This window comes from Pseudoduganella rhizocola (assembly GCF_045984285.3).
Lineage (GTDB): Bacteria > Pseudomonadota > Gammaproteobacteria > Burkholderiales > Burkholderiaceae_D > Rugamonas.
Genome location: NZ_JBJQIK030000001.1, coordinates 333,419 through 347,464, shown reverse-complemented (window position 1 = coordinate 347,464; position 14,046 = coordinate 333,419). Strand labels below are relative to the sequence as shown.

The following is a 14,046-nucleotide window of genomic DNA, read 5'->3' as shown; positions in this document are numbered from 1 at the left end:
TAGTTATTGTGAGTATTGTTTATACCGGAAAAGCCGTGTTTTGTCCTGTTCAAACTGGCGGCAGCATGGGCTTCAGCGCATTCCACACAATACCGTCGTACATTTGCCTCATGCAGTTGTGATGGCCCAGGGGGCACTCGCGCTGGCGGCATGGCGAGCAGTCCAGGCGCAGCGAGAGTGATGCGGCGACCGTGGAGAACGGCGGCGCGTGATCGGGATCGGTGGGGCCGTACAGCGCAATCACCGGCCGGTCCAGCGCCGAGGCCACGTGCAGCAGGCCGGAGTCGTTGCTGACCACCGCTTTCGCGTGCGCGATCAGCGCCACGGCTTCGTCCAGGCGGGTCTGGCCGGCCAGGTTCAGGATGGCGCCGGCAGCGCTGCCGGCCGCAGCCAGCACGCTGTCGCACACGGCGCGGTCCTTGGGCGAGCCAAGCAAGGCAATGCGCGCATCGGGCAGGAGCTCCAGCGCATGGCGGGCCAGCGCCGCGAAGTATTCAGGCGGCCAGCGCTTGGCCGCGCCGAATTCCGCGCCGGGCGCGAACACCAGCAGCGGCGCCGCATAAGGGATGCCTGCCTTCGCCGCCGCGGCAGCGATCTGCTCCGCGCTTACCTGCAAGCGGGGGCGCGGCACATCGTTGCGCAGCGGGGACGAGGGCTCGTCCGCCAGCGCCGCATAGAAAGGCACCATGGGGCGCGGCGGCACATCGTCATGGTGCATCACGTTCACCAGGCCGTAGCGCGACTCGCCCTTGTAGCCGACGCGCCGTGGAATGCCCGCCAGCCAGGGAATCAGCGCATACTTCAGCGTGTTCGGCAGCACATAGGACTGGCTATAGCCGCGCTGCTTCAACATGCGCGCGAAGCGCCAGCGCTCCTTCAGCTGCAAGGCGCCGTGGCGGAACGGGGTTTCGATGACGTCGGCCACTTCCGGCACCTGGCGCCAGATGGGCGCCAGCGAAGGCGGCGCCAGCACGTCGATCGGCAGCGCGGGATATCGGGAGCACAGCAGCTGCAGCAGCGGCTGCGCCATCACGGCATCGCCGATCCAGTTCGGCGAAATGATCAGGATGCGCTCAACGGCCATCGTTTTCCTTCGCATTCAGACAGAAGCCCATCAGCACGAACAGCATCAGCGCATAGAACATGGCGCTGCGCACGGACCAGAAAATCACCTCGGTCAGGCCGAAGCTGAAGTAACTCAATACCAGCAGCATGCCTGCCAGCGCCGGCGCGATCAGGCCCACGCCGGCCGATTCATGGCGGTTCAGCACCCGCAGGAAAAACAGGAAAGGCAGCAGCAAGGTGCCGAACCACAGCACCGCGCCCGGAATGCCGCCATAGACCAGCACCTGCAGCATGTCATTGTGGAAGTGCTCGGCTTCCAGCACGAAAGGCTGCAGTTCGCCCGCCGCCACCAGCTGCTGCAGCTCGCTACGCACCTGCTCCTGGCTGACCGGCGTCCAGGGATGGCGCGCCGACAGCTGCAGGGCGCCCTTCCACAATTCGAGGCGCACGCCGACATTGGTATAGGCGCCCGCGCCCTGGAAATAGGTGCGCACATCGTCCACGCCCTGCTCCAGCCGCTGCTGCACGCCGGTCTGCGGCAGCAGGTAGGCGCCGATCATCAGCACGGCCACCAGGCCTGCCGCGCTCCTGGCGAATTTGCCGCGCAGGTAATGGCCGTATTTGAGGAAAAGCAGCGCGGAAAATACGATGGCGATCCAGCCGCCGCGGGTACCGGTAGCCACCGTGCCCACCAGGCCGGCCACCGTGCCGAGCGCGGGGATCAGGCGTTCGCGGCCGCGAAAATCCAGCACGCCCGCCAGCGACATCAGGCCCATGCACAGCAGGATATCGCCGAAGGTAATCGCATTCATCATGCCACCCGGACGGTCGACCCCGACGAACCAGCGCTGGTAGACGGCGACGCCCGCACCTGCCACGACGCCGGCAACCAGGCCCAGCCAGAAGGCCTTGCGGCGCGGCCGGCAGGCCAGCACACAGATCAGCGCCGTTACCGACAGCAGCATGCGGGCGGGTTTTTCCAGGTTGCGCAGCATGACGTCGTCATGGGCGGCCACCACGGCGGCTGTAAACAGGAAGTAGAGGCCGCAGGCTATCAAAACCCCGCGGATATCGCTAAGATGACGCCGGAACAGGCTCAAGCCATGCTTGCCGCAGGCGATGGCGGCCAGCAAAAAACCGAAGCTGCACAGGCCCACGCCGATCTTGCTGATCAGGGCCAGAAAGGGCAGGAGGAAAACCAGGCTGGTGACAATGACAGTCTTGACGTCGGCGTTCTTGTCTAAGATATTATTCATTCAACGTTTTTGTAAGCTTTTCTTGCAAAAATCAACACGGATCGCATCGACTTCATGCAACAAGCGTCAAAAATCTCCGTTATCGTCACCACTTACAACCGTCCCGACGCGCTCGCGGCTGTAATCGAAGCTTGCTTTGCGCAGGACGACCGGCATTTTGAAATCATTATCGCCGATGATGGTTCGACGAACAACACGCGGAATTGCGTAGAAGAACTCCAGAGGCGTTCCCCTGTTCCCCTGCGCCATGTCTGGCAGGAAGACGAAGGATTCCGTGCAGCAAGAGTGCGTAACCTGGGCACCCTGGCCGCCACGGGCGACTACGTCATCTTCCTCGACGGCGACTGCATTCCGGCCCGCAATTTCGTGTCCCAGCACCGCAAGCTGGCACGGCCGGGCTATCTGGTGTCCGGCAGCCGCGTGCTGCTGAGTCCGGAGTACACGCGCCGCCTGCTGGAGCAGAAGCTCGACATCAATGCCCTGGGCGTGCTGGAGCGGCTGCAGCTGCGGCTGGCCGGCCACTTCAACAAATTCCTGCAGACCGTGCTGGTGCTGCCGGACCTGGGCCGTGAACGCAAGCGTTTCAGCTGGCGCCGCATCAAGAGCTGCAACCTGGCGGTCTGGCGCAGCGACCTAGACAAAGTCAACGGCTTCGACCAGAGTTTCCTGGGCTGGGGCCATGAAGACTCGGACCTGGTGGTGCGCCTGTTCAATGCGGGGGTACTGCGCAAGGACGGCGCCTTCGCCACCGAGGTCTACCACCTGTGGCATAAGGAAAACCAGCGCGACCAGGAGAGCAGCAACCGCGCCGTGGTGCTGCAGCGTGCCGCCGACCGCACCACCCGAGCCGTCGCAGGCCTGCAAGAAATTTCTTAGAAATATTGTTGGGGGTAAAGGGAAGCGCCGGCTTTGCCGGGGCGGAGTAGAATGGCCCGGTGATCAACCCACTGTGGAGGAACGCAATGCGCCTGGATATTTACCGACGCCCCGAACACGACGGCATCTTTTCCTATCTCGCCGTGCCCGAAGGCAAACCTATCCCTCAGGAAGCGATCAACACCGACTGGGAGCCGGAAACCAAGGCCCTGGAAGTCGATGACGATGCCGACGACTTGCCGAACTTCCACATCGAGCACTTGCCGCAGCAGATCGGCAGCAAGGGCTATGCCATTACCAGCCTGAAGGATATGTAAGGCTGCTCACACATAAGGCTGGTAGTCGATACCATTGCCAATCACGCCAATCAGCTGGGCCTGGTTTTCCGGGCTCTCGCTGAAGGCGGCCAGCATGTCGATCTTGCTGTTGCCCGCAGCCAGTGTGTCCATGAAGTACTTGAAGCCGTCGTTGTCCGGCGTGCGGTGCAGCACGTTGTTGTAGACCTTGGTGACGAAGACCGCGTCTTCCGGATTGCTGCCGCCGAACTTGCCGATGAATTCCTGCGTCGCCATGAAATTGGCTGCCAGCTCGCGCAGCGTCATGCCGCGGTCCATCATCTCGATCCAGTAGCCCAGGCCGCCTGCATCCGGCGCGCGGCCAAGCGCCGCCTGGTACATGCGGTAGGCCTGCCCCGCGATGCCGTCCACATCCAGCGCCACGTTCGCATCGCTGAAGGCCAGCCGCTCCACGTTGAGCAGTTCGTCGGTGCCGTAGTTGCCTGCAATAGCGCTCACCTTGTAGCCGTCACCGCTCTTGACGATGGTGTGGTTGCCGCGGCTGTCGCCATAGAGCGCCACATCAAGATTGCCGCCCCCATCGAACTTGTTGTTGCCGCCCAGCCCTTCCAGGACATCGGCCGCAGCACCGGTCTTCAGCACATCGTCGCGCACCGTGCCGGCCAGGTACTGTCCGCCGCCTGAATTCAGGCCGAGCTCTCCGCCCAGGCCGTCGCCGCCATACAGCCAGTTCAGCGCCGCCAGGTCGTACGGCCGGTACTCCGCTGCCAGCGGCCCCCGGCTGGTGTAGGACATGAGGGTGTTGAGCTTATTGTCATCGATCGCCGGCAAGGTGATATCGCCATCGAACGGGTGTTTCAGGCCCAGCGCATGGCCCAGCTCATGCAGCAGCACCTGGTAAGCGCCGGTGCCGGGCGCCATTTTTGCCAGTTCAGCGGCATAGCGCGCATTGTCGATATAGATCCACGCCTGCGCGTCGAATTGGGTCAGCGTGCCATCCTGGGCGTAACGGTAGCTCTGGTGCCATTGGCAGAGCCCTGCCGCCGTGTCCGAAACCAGGTCGCCTGCCCACAGGTGCAGGTGGGCCTGTGCCGGATCCTGGGTTTCCACGAAATGGATGCCCGTGACCTGCTCCAGATAGGCCATGGCGGTGCGGCTCGCCGCTTTCTGCGCGTTACCGAATTCCGCGGTGGACGTGACCGCTTCGGCCTCACGCGCATTGCTCTTGTCCAGCTCGAACGTGAAATACAAGGTATTGCTGGCCGGCGTCAGGAAATTCCAGTCCGGCCCGGTGTTCAGCAGGGCGTCGATGTGGGTGAGACCGGAAATTGCCGTGTTGCGGATATCGGTGAGATTTGCCATGGAAACGACGCTTCAGGTAGATGGTTTGTGGTCGAGGCCTTTTGCCGATCAGCAGTATTTATGCTGGGAGCGTAGGCCGTCAATCAAACTTGTTTCATTTTTGCAACTTAAAGTAACACGCCAGCAATTACACTGTGGGGTTCTTATCACTTAGAAAATCCAATGAAGTACTCGATCTCGGCTTTCCTGTTCGCTTCGTTTTCCTTCACCGCTCTCGCAAGCGATGGCTACGATCACGCCGACGCTCTCCGCGCCTGCAGGCCACCTGATTTTCCAGCCAGCGTGAGGCGCGAAGGCAGGGACGGGACGGTCACGGTCCGTTATCTGCTTGACGAGCAGGGCGCCGTCACCGATGCCCGGATTGCCGTCTCCAGCGGCGAGCGTGCGCTGGATGAAGCTGCAATGGCAGCAGGCCGCGCCTGCAAGCTGCCCCCGGTACAGCGCGCCGGCTACGCGGTACGGGCCTGGGTCTCCGTTCAGTACGTCTTCATGCTCCCTGCGAAGAATGAATATATTTCGGCCTTGCGTGCGGGCGCACAGCAGGGCGACCCCAAGGCTGCGGGCGAGCTCGCGGCGATGCGGCTGAAATTTATCTGGACCGTGCCGGGCTGGTCGGAGAAGGACGCCGTCACCCTGCTGGCGGCGGCCGCTGCCCATGACGCTGACGCAGCGATGGAGCTTGGCCGCTACCACGCGCGAAACCGGCGCAGCGAAGCTGCCCTTAACGCTTACGAGGCGGCTGCCGAACTTGGCCATATGAAGGCGGGTTATGAACTCGGCCGTATCTACTCCCGCGCTCCGTTCGAGGACCATGCCAAGGCTTTCCGCTGGTATCTGCAGGGCGCGGAAGCGGGCGACCCGGCGGCCCAGCGTGCTGCGGCCCAAGCCTATGTGCTCGGCAAGGGCGTGGCGAAAAATGTGGACGAGGCCCTGCGCTGGGCAAATGCGGCGGCAGCACAAGGCGATGTGCCTTCCATGCTTTTGCTCGCGCGCGAATATCAGAACAGGAACGGAAAGTATTACCGGCCCGACCAGGCCATCAGATTGTTCGCTGACGCAGCGGAACAGGGTAATGTGGAAGCGCAATATGCCATGGGCTTCCTGAATTTTTCCGGCGAAGGCATGCCCAGGGACCGCAAGGCAGCGTGGGATTACTGGCTCAAGGCGGCGGAACAAGGCCATGAACGCTCGCAATATGCCTTGTACTTCTACCTGAAGGACCTCGATCCAGCAGCAAGCCAGCGCTGGCTCCAACAGGCGGCCGCCTTCGGCTACGCTCCGGCCCAGACTGCCATGGGCTCACGTATCCACAACCAGCAGCCCGATGCCGCGAAAGATAAGGAAATGGTGGAGTGGTACAGAAAGGCTGCAGCGCAAGGAAATCCGACGGCGCTGAACAATCTTGGCGACTGCTATGAAACGGGCCGCGGCGTGCCGATGGACCTCATGGAAGCAAAACGGTGGTATGAACAGGCGGTGGCAAAGAACAGCGATATCGGCCTGGTCTCCCTGGGCGGCCTCGCCGAACACGAAAAGCGCTACGAGGAAGCCCTGAAGTTCTACACCCGGGCTGCCGATACGGGCTTTGCCCAGGGCCTCTACGAGCAGGCACGTCTGCTGGAAGAAGGCATGGGCACGCAAGCCGACAAGCCACGTGCTTTCCAGTCCTATCTGAAGGCGGCTGAAAAAGGCAACAGGCAAGCGATGCGAAGGCTCATCCGCGTTTACGAAGCCGGTGAGCTGGGCCAGAAGGCGGATGCCGCCGCAGCCAGGGCATGGCAGGACAAGCTGGCCGCCCGTCCCACGCTGTAAGCTACGACAAACGGCGGTTAATATTCGACAGCCACTTCCTTCGCGCCCAGCTGCTGTTCCAGCGCCGTGCGCAATTCGTCGGACGGCGCCACCCGCCAGTCGTCGCCCAGCTGCAGCACGCAGTCGATGCCCTGCGGCTTGATGCGCAGCTGAACCGGCAGGCCGTAGTCGTCGCGGTACGGCGCCAGGATCTCCTGCAGCTTGGCCGGAGCGATGGCAGACGGCTGCAGCCAGCCCAGCTGGCGCCCGTACTGCAGGCGCGCGCTGGTGATGTCGAACACCTTCTCGGCCGAGATGCGCAGGCCGCCGGTGAAGCGGTCTTCCGACACCTTGCCCGTCACGCACAGGAACTCGTCTTCCTTGAAGCACTTCTTGTTCGCTTCGAACACCTCGTTGTACACCGTGACTTCCACCACCGCGCTCTTGTCGTCCAGCGACACGATGAGGATCTTGCCGCGCTGCGTCATCTGGGTGCGGATGCCGGTGATCACGCCGCACAGCATGCGCTGGTCGCGCGACGGTTCGAGCTCGGACAGCTTGGTGCGCGCGAAGCGCCGCGCCTCGGCCGCATAGCCGTCGAACATATGGCCGGACAGGTAGAAGCCCAGCGCGATCTTCTCTTCGGCCAGCTTCTCGCGGTCGCTCCAGGGCAGCGCCTTCACGTATTCCGGCGGCGCCACCAGGTCGCTGTCATCACCGCCGAACAGGGACACCTGGTTGGCCGAACGCGCTTCCTGCTCGGCGCATTCCATCGCGAAGCCGACTGACGCAAACAGCACGGCGCGGTCCACGCCGAAGCAGTCGAAGGCGCCGCTGCGGATCAGCGCTTCGATGGTGCGGCGGTTGATCTGCTTCTTGTCCACCCGCTTGCAAAAGTCGAACAGGCTGGTGAACGGACCGCCCGCCTCGCGCGCGGCGATGATAGCCTCGATCGCGTTCTCGCCGGCGCCCTTCACGCCGCCCAGGCCGTAGCGGATGGCCATGACCTTCTTGCCGGTCTGGGACGGCGGCGGGCCATCGGGCCGGAAGCGGTAGGCCGACAGGTTGATGTCCGGCGGCAGGATCTTCAGGCCGCAGACCTCGATCGCATCTTCCACCAGGATCTTGACCTTCTCCGTATCGTCCATGGTCAGCGACATGTTGGCTGCCATGAACGCGGCGGTATGGTGATGCTTGAGGTAGGCCGTGTGGTAAGACAGCAGCGCATACGCGGCCGCGTGCGACTTGTTGAAGCCGTAGCCCGCGAACTTCTCCATCAGGTCGAAGATCTCGTCGGCCTTTTCCACGGTGAGGCCGCCTTCGGCCGCACCCTTGCGGAAGATTTCGCGGTGCTCGGCCATCTCCTCGGCCTTCTTCTTGCCCATCGCGCGGCGCAGCATGTCGGCGCCGCCCAGCGAGTAGCCGCCGATGATCTGCGCCATCTGCATCACCTGCTCCTGGTACACCATGATGCCGTAGGTTTCGGACAGGATGCCCTCGGTGCGGGGATCGGGATAGTCGAACTTTTCGCCGTGCTTGCGCTTGCAGAAGTCCGGGATCAGGTCCATCGGGCCCGGGCGGTATAGCGCCACCAGCGCGATGATGTCCTCGAAGCGGTCGGGGCGCGCGTCCTTCAGCATGCCCTGCATGCCGCGCGATTCAAGCTGGAACACGGCAACGGTCTTGGCCTTGGTCAGCAGGTCGTAGGTAGGACGGTCGGTCAGCGGCACCGTGGCCAGGTCGAAGTCCTTGTCGGCCGGGTCCAGTTCGCGGATATAGTTCACCGCACGGTCCAGGATGGTGAGCGTGGTCAGGCCCAGGAAGTCGAACTTCACCAGGCCCACGGCCTCCACGTCGTCCTTGTCGTACTGCGACACCACGCCGGAGTCGCCCGATTGCGTGTACAGCGGGCAGAAGTCGGTCAGCTTGCCTGGTGCGATCAGCACGCCGCCGGCGTGCATGCCGATATTTCGGGTGATGCCTTCCACCTGCTGGGCGAGGTCCAGCAGCTGCTTCACCTCCTCTTCATTTTCCAGGCGCTCCTTGAGCAGCGGCTCCTCTTCGATCGCCTCCGCAATCGACACCGGCTTGCCCGGCTTGAAGGGAATCAGCTTCGAAATGCCATCGCAGAAGGTGTAGCTGAAGTCCAGCACCCGGCCCACGTCGCGGATCGCGCCTTTCGCCGCCATGGTGCCGAAGGTGGCAATCTGCGACACCGCGTCGCGGCCGTATAGGTCCTTCACGTGCTGGATCACCAGTTCGCGCTTCTCCTGGCAGAAGTCGATGTCGAAGTCGGGCATCGAAACCCGCTCGGGATTCAGGAAACGTTCGAACAGCAGGTTATAGCGCAGCGGGTCCAGGTCCGTGATCTTCAGCGCATAGGCCACCAGCGAACCGGCACCCGAACCGCGGCCCGGGCCGATCGGCACGCCGTTGTTCTTGCCCCACTGGATAAACTCCGCAACGATCAGGAAGTAGCCCGGGAACTTCATCTTGATGATGGTCTCGTTCTCGAACTCCAGGCGCGCCTCGTAGCGCGGGCGCTGCTTCTCGCGCTCTTCCGGATTCGGGAACAGGTGCAGCAGGCGTTCCTCCAGGCCCTTCTTGGTTTCGGCGCGCAGGAAGTCGTCGATGGTCATGCCCGGCGTGGGGAAGTTCGGCAGTTGCGGCTTGCCCAGCGTGAGCGTGAGGTTGCAGCGCTTCGCGATCTCGACGGAGTTCTGCAGCGCGGCCGGCAGGTCGGCGAACAGCTCGCCCATTTCGGCCTGCGTGAGGAAGCGCATCTGCTCGTTGAAGCGCTTGACGCGCTTGGCGTTGGCGATCATCTCGCCTTCGGCGATACAGATGCGCGCCTCGTGCGCGATGAACTCTTCTTCCGACATGAACTGCACCGGATGCGTGGCCACTACCGGCAGGCCAAGCTTGGCGGCCAGCGCCACGGACTGGCGCACCTGCGCCTCCTGGTTCGGCTGGCCGGCGCGCTGGATCTCGATGTAGAAGTGGCCGGGGAAAATGGCGGCCCATTTGGCGGCATGCGCCTCGGCCAGGTCGGGGTTGCCGTTCTCGATAGCCTGGCCGATGTCGCCGAAGTGCGCGCCGGACAGCGCGATCAGCCCATTGGCGCCGCTCTCGCCGGGCAGCAGCGCATAGGTCTGGGACGGCAGCGCCGCCAGCCATTCGGTGCGGATTTCGGCGCGTCCCTTCCAGGTATTGGTGAGCCAGGCCTGCGACAGCAGCTCGCACAGCTGCAGGTAGCCCATGCGGTTCTTCGCGAACAGCATGAGGCGCGAGGGACGGTCGCGGTTCTCGTCATTGGTGATCCACACATCGCAGCCGACGATGGGCTTGATGCCCTTGCCGCGCGCGGACTTGTAGAACTTGACCATGCCGAACAGGTTGGCCAGGTCGGTGACGGCCAACGCCGCCTGCTTGTCCTTGGCCGCGGCCTTGACCAGGTCGTCGATGCGCACCAGGCCATCGACGATGGAATACTCCGAGTGCACCCGCAGGTGGACGAATTCCGGCCCCGCAGGCGCCGCCACCGCCGCGCCCTCTTCCTGTTCAACTACCGCCATGTTCATCTGATGCTCGCTACTGGATCGAAGGCGCCTATTTTACCCCGCCCGAACTGCCGCGTCCGTGTCCACCTTGGGGTCAGGCACCAAGGTGGACACGGACTGGAGTGTAGGTTGCACAAAAAGAAGGCAAATTCGGACGGCGACGATGGGAAAGCCTTATAATGTCGGCTTCAGAATTCCATCCCTTCGCACCATGCAAGCACAGACACACAGCGCCCCGGCACAGGCGGGCGCCGCGCCGGCCGTTTACGTCAATATCGCGGCTTATAAATTTATTACGCTGACCGAGCTGGAAACCCTGCGTCCGCAGTACCAGGAAATCACGCAACGGCTCGGCCTCAAGGGCACTATCCTGCTGACGCCGGAAGGCATCAATATGTTCCTGTCCGGCACCCGCGAAAACATCGACGACTACCTGGCCTGGGTGCGCAGCGATGCGCGCCTGGCGGACCTGGAGGTGAAGGAGAGCCTGTCTGCCGAGCAGTCGCACAAGCGCATGCTGGTGAAGATCAAGAGCGAAATCATCACCATGCGCATGCCGCTGATTAAGCCGGAAGAAGGTCGTGCGCCCTTCGTGGAAGCGAAAACCCTGAAACGCTGGCTGGACCAGGGCCATGACGACAATGGCAAGCCGGTGGTCATGGTCGACACCCGCAATGACTTCGAAGTGGATGTGGGCACCTTCGACAACACGGTGGATTACCGTATCCGGAAATTCACCGAGTTCCCGCAGGTGATCGAGGAGCACAAGGCCGATTTCGAGGGCAAGACCGTGGTGACGTTCTGCACCGGCGGCATCCGCTGCGAGAAGGCTGCCATCCATATGCAGAACATCGGCTACAACAATGTGTACCAGCTGGAAGGCGGCATCCTGAAGTACTTCGAGGAAGTGGGCGGCGCCCATTACACCGGCGACTGCTTCGTGTTCGATTACCGCACCGCGCTGAACCCCAGGCTGGAGCCGACCGAAACCGTGCAGTGCTTCGCCTGCCGCGCCGTGGTCACGCCGCGCCAGCAGCTGGCGCCGGAATATGTGTACGAGAAGTCCTGCCCGCACTGCTTCGGCAAGGACGGGAACTGAAAAAAAGGCCGCTTCGAAAGCGGCCTTTTTTATCAGCGGAAGTAACGTGCTGTTGTGGTCACGTCGTCAACCGACAGCGTACCCGCTGCCGCCCGCAAGCGCAGCAAGGCCAGCAGGTAGTTGTAGCGGGCCTGCGCCAGGTCGCGCTCGCTCACATACAGCTGCTGCTGCGCATTGAGCAAGTCGAGATTGATACGTACACCACCCTTGATGCTCTCAGTGGTGGCCTTCATCAGCAAGCGGCCCGATTCCACGGCCTTCTCCAGCGCCTGAATGCGGGATACGCTGCTGATGGCAGCGCTGTATTGCTTGCGCAGGTCTACCAGCACGCGATCGGTCTGCGCTTCCAGATCGGCCTTCGCGCGCAGCTGGTTGGCGCTGGCCTGGCGCGTTGCCGCACTAACGGCGCCACCGGAATACAAAGGAATGGTCACCTGCACCCCCACTGAACGGGAGGTGGATTCCTGGGTGTACGTATTCAGCGTTTCCGCGTCGGCCTTGGCATAGCTGGCGACAAAATCCACGCGCGGCATGTGCCCGGAACGCTGCTTGTTTACTTCCTGGCGCGCTGCTTCCACGCCATACTGGCGCGCTATCAGATCCGGATTGCGCGTCAGCGCCAGCTGCTTCCATGCCTCGAATCCGCCTGCCGGCATCGGCATGATCGGGAAGCTTGCCCCCAGCGTATCGAGCTGCGTGACTTCTTCACCAACGATCTCGGACAGCGTCGCCAGCGCAGTGGTGAGGTTGTCCTGCGCTTCGAGCAGCGCGGCTTCAGCCACATCCAGACGGGCCTGGGTTTCCAGCTGATCGGTCCTGGTGCCTTCGCCTTTGACGAACATGCGGTCATTCACCTTGGCCTGCTCCACCAGCGTATCGCGCTGCGCCCTGGCCAGGCGCACTTGTTCATTGGCGAACAGCGCGTCGGTGTAAGCGCCCACCACACGCAGCACCAGCTCCTGGCGCCGCACGTCGAACACCGCTTCACTGCTCAGGGCCTGGGCCGCGCCTTGCTTGTAGCGCGCCCATGCTTCCATGCTGAAAATCGGCTGGCGCAGCTGGACGCTGCTGACGCCACTCAGGTATTCGGGATGGCTGGTCACTGGTTTGCCAAACTGTTCCTGGGTCAGGTCGGCGCGGTTCTTGTTGCGGCTGTAGTTCGCCTGCATCTGCGGCAGCAGGGCCGAACGTCCAAGCGCCTTGTTCTCGATGCCCGCCGCACGCTCGGCTTCCGCCAGCTTATATTGGGGGTCGTTGCGAAGCGCGGCGTCGAATGCCTGCGTCAGGCTCATGGCCGATGCGGCGCCGCTTTGCGACAGCACCGCCGCGGCTAGCAAGCCGGCAATACGGTACGGAGCTGGATATTTCTTCAAGCTTATTCCTCCGTCAATGCGCTGTGAGCGCGGTCCATCACTGGTTTCAGCAAGTAGTTCATCATCGTGCGTTCACCCGTCTTCACGAACATCTCCACCGGCATGCCGGGCTGGACATCCATCTTCTTCTCTTTGATGATCTTCAGGCCTTCCGGCTCCACCTTGGCTCGTACCTTGTAGAAGGCATTGCCAGTTTTTTCGTCCACCGTACGGTCGGCCGACACGAGCGTGATTTTGCCCGGAATATGCGGCGTTGTGTTGGTATTGAACGCGGCGAAGATCAGATCCACCGGCAAACCGGCATGCACCTTGTCCACCAGGTTTACCGGCAGCTGCCCTTCCACCACCAGCGCGTCCGCACTTGGCACAATTTCCATCAGATGCGCGCCGGCCGGCACCACGCCGCCTTTGGTAAAGATGTTCAGGCCGACAACGATACCGTCCACCGGCGCCTTGATGTCCACGGCTTGCAGCTCGAAGTCCAGCCCCGCCAGGCGGTTTTCGAGGCCTTCCGCCTCGCGCTGGATATCGGATAGCTGGGTGCGCACTTCCTTTTGATAATCCGCCACCCGCTGCGCACGGCGCAGTGTGGTTTCCATGATCTGGCGTTGCGAGCGGCCGATATTGCCGATGTCCTCGGAAATCGAGCCGGCGATCTGGGCATAGGTGCGCTCCAGGTCCAGCAGGCGATTGCGTGCAACATAGCCTTCCTTGGCCAGATCGCGCATGCCTGCCAACTGCTCCTTCAGGATATCCATCTGAACCTTCTTGCTCTCGCGCGAGTCGCTCAGCCCCTTCACCTGGCTTTTGAGGCCGGCGATATTTTCGTCATATGCCCCCAATTCGCTCTGCAGTGCAGTGCGGCGCGAGGTAAACAGCTGCTCCTGCAAGGCCATGGCCGTGATCACACGCGGGTCGTTCTTCAGTTCCTTGAGCGATTCCGGGAAGGCCACACGTGCAGCACCGTCGCGTTCCGCCAGCAGGCGCGCTTCGGTAGCGCGCGCCGTAATGAACTGCGTGCGCGCCGTTTCGGCCTGCGACTGCGCCTGTACCGCATTCATGCGTACTACCACTTGGCCGGCCTTGACGGTATCACCGTCCCTGACCAGGATTTCCTGCACCGAGCCGGCACTCATGTTCTGCACCGACTTACGGTTGCTTTCCTTGGTAATGCTGCCGCTCAGCGGCACACCCTTGTCCAGCGGGGCCAGCGTAGCCCAGAGCAGGAAGCCGCCGAAACCAGCGGCCACTACCCACCAGCCCACCCTGCTGTAGGCCCGGGCGTCGGTGTTGACCGTCGGCGGCGCCACATCCTGGGAAACGAGATCCAGTGCCGTTTGCGGTTTTGTGATCAGTTCTTTACTCATG

Annotated in this window: 10 protein-coding genes; 4 read left to right on the top strand and 6 right to left on the bottom strand. The window is 62.7% G+C overall.

Features of this window, described 5'->3' with window-relative positions; all coding sequences use genetic code 11:
• Nucleotides 1-49: 49 nt before the first annotated feature.
• Both waaF and ACJRPG_RS01655 read right to left on the bottom strand, forming a co-directional pair.
• Nucleotides 50-1,084, bottom strand: a complete 1,035-nt coding sequence (gene waaF / locus ACJRPG_RS01660; protein ID WP_407998303.1) for a lipopolysaccharide heptosyltransferase II — start codon at nt 1,082-1,084, stop codon at nt 50-52.
• On the bottom strand, nt 1,074-2,321 hold the full coding sequence (locus ACJRPG_RS01655; protein ID WP_407998302.1) for an O-antigen ligase family protein: 1,248 nt from the start codon (nt 2,319-2,321) through the stop codon (nt 1,074-1,076). The genes waaF and ACJRPG_RS01655 overlap by 11 nt, the downstream gene beginning before the upstream one ends.
• A gap of 54 nt (nt 2,322-2,375) precedes the next feature.
• Here ACJRPG_RS01655 and ACJRPG_RS01650 point away from each other — a divergent pair, with 54 nt between their 5' ends.
• A complete protein-coding gene (locus tag ACJRPG_RS01650; protein WP_407998301.1) occupies nt 2,376-3,197 on the top strand; it encodes a glycosyltransferase family 2 protein in 822 nt (273 codons plus the stop codon).
• An 86-nt stretch (nt 3,198-3,283) separates the two neighbouring features.
• Nucleotides 3,284-3,514 (top strand): DUF6139 family protein, encoded by a 231-nt coding sequence (locus ACJRPG_RS01645; RefSeq protein ID WP_407998300.1) that lies wholly within the window; start codon nt 3,284-3,286, stop codon nt 3,512-3,514.
• A 6-nt stretch (nt 3,515-3,520) separates the two neighbouring features.
• Here ACJRPG_RS01645 and ACJRPG_RS01640 read toward each other — a convergent pair whose 3' ends face one another.
• Nucleotides 3,521-4,855 carry a DUF4214 domain-containing protein gene (locus tag ACJRPG_RS01640; RefSeq protein ID WP_407998299.1) on the bottom strand — a complete coding sequence of 445 codons (1,335 nt, stop codon included), beginning with the start codon at nt 4,853-4,855 and terminating at the stop codon, nt 3,521-3,523.
• Nucleotides 4,856-5,017: 162 nt separating this feature from the next.
• Between ACJRPG_RS01640 and ACJRPG_RS01635 the strand changes: the two genes are divergently transcribed.
• Complete coding sequence (locus tag ACJRPG_RS01635; protein WP_407998298.1) at nt 5,018-6,667, top strand: TonB family protein; 1,650 nt, start codon at nt 5,018-5,020, stop codon at nt 6,665-6,667.
• A gap of 17 nt (nt 6,668-6,684) precedes the next feature.
• Here ACJRPG_RS01635 and dnaE read toward each other — a convergent pair whose 3' ends face one another.
• On the bottom strand, nt 6,685-10,227 hold the full coding sequence (dnaE, locus tag ACJRPG_RS01630; protein ID WP_407998297.1) for a DNA polymerase III subunit alpha: 3,543 nt from the start codon (nt 10,225-10,227) through the stop codon (nt 6,685-6,687).
• Nucleotides 10,228-10,417: 190 nt separating this feature from the next.
• Here dnaE and ACJRPG_RS01625 point away from each other — a divergent pair, with 190 nt between their 5' ends.
• Entirely contained in the window at nt 10,418-11,305 is an 888-nt protein-coding gene (locus ACJRPG_RS01625) for a sulfurtransferase (protein ID WP_407998296.1), read from the top strand.
• Between the two features lie 32 nt (nt 11,306-11,337).
• Here the strand turns inward: ACJRPG_RS01625 and ACJRPG_RS01620 are convergent, their stop codons facing one another.
• Together ACJRPG_RS01620 and ACJRPG_RS01615 are read right to left on the bottom strand one after the other, a co-directional pair.
• Nucleotides 11,338-12,678 carry a TolC family outer membrane protein gene (locus ACJRPG_RS01620; protein ID WP_407998295.1) on the bottom strand — a complete coding sequence of 447 codons (1,341 nt, stop codon included), beginning with the start codon at nt 12,676-12,678 and terminating at the stop codon, nt 11,338-11,340.
• A gap of 2 nt (nt 12,679-12,680) precedes the next feature.
• A complete protein-coding gene (locus tag ACJRPG_RS01615; RefSeq protein ID WP_407998294.1) occupies nt 12,681-14,045 on the bottom strand; it encodes an HlyD family type I secretion periplasmic adaptor subunit in 1,365 nt (454 codons plus the stop codon).
• Nucleotide 14,046: the final 1 nt, after the last annotated feature.

Excerpts from the sequence above, each read along its gene's own strand:
- ACJRPG_RS01640 (WP_407998299.1), bottom strand. The coding sequence starts at position 4,855 with ATGGCAAATCTCACCGATATCCGCAACACGGCAATTTCCGGTCTCACC.
- ACJRPG_RS01635 (WP_407998298.1), top strand. The coding sequence starts at position 5,018 with ATGAAGTACTCGATCTCGGCTTTCCTGTTCGCTTCGTTTTCCTTCACC.
- ACJRPG_RS01625 (WP_407998296.1), top strand. The coding sequence starts at position 10,418 with ATGCAAGCACAGACACACAGCGCCCCGGCACAGGCGGGCGCCGCGCCG.
- ACJRPG_RS01615 (WP_407998294.1), bottom strand. The coding sequence starts at position 14,045 with ATGAGTAAAGAACTGATCACAAAACCGCAAACGGCACTGGATCTCGTT.
- ACJRPG_RS01650 (WP_407998301.1), top strand. The coding sequence starts at position 2,376 with ATGCAACAAGCGTCAAAAATCTCCGTTATCGTCACCACTTACAACCGT.
- ACJRPG_RS01645 (WP_407998300.1), top strand. The coding sequence starts at position 3,284 with ATGCGCCTGGATATTTACCGACGCCCCGAACACGACGGCATCTTTTCC.
- waaF (WP_407998303.1), bottom strand. The coding sequence starts at position 1,084 with ATGGCCGTTGAGCGCATCCTGATCATTTCGCCGAACTGGATCGGCGAT.
- dnaE (WP_407998297.1), bottom strand. The coding sequence starts at position 10,227 with ATGAACATGGCGGTAGTTGAACAGGAAGAGGGCGCGGCGGTGGCGGCG.
- ACJRPG_RS01655 (WP_407998302.1), bottom strand. The coding sequence starts at position 2,321 with ATGAATAATATCTTAGACAAGAACGCCGACGTCAAGACTGTCATTGTC.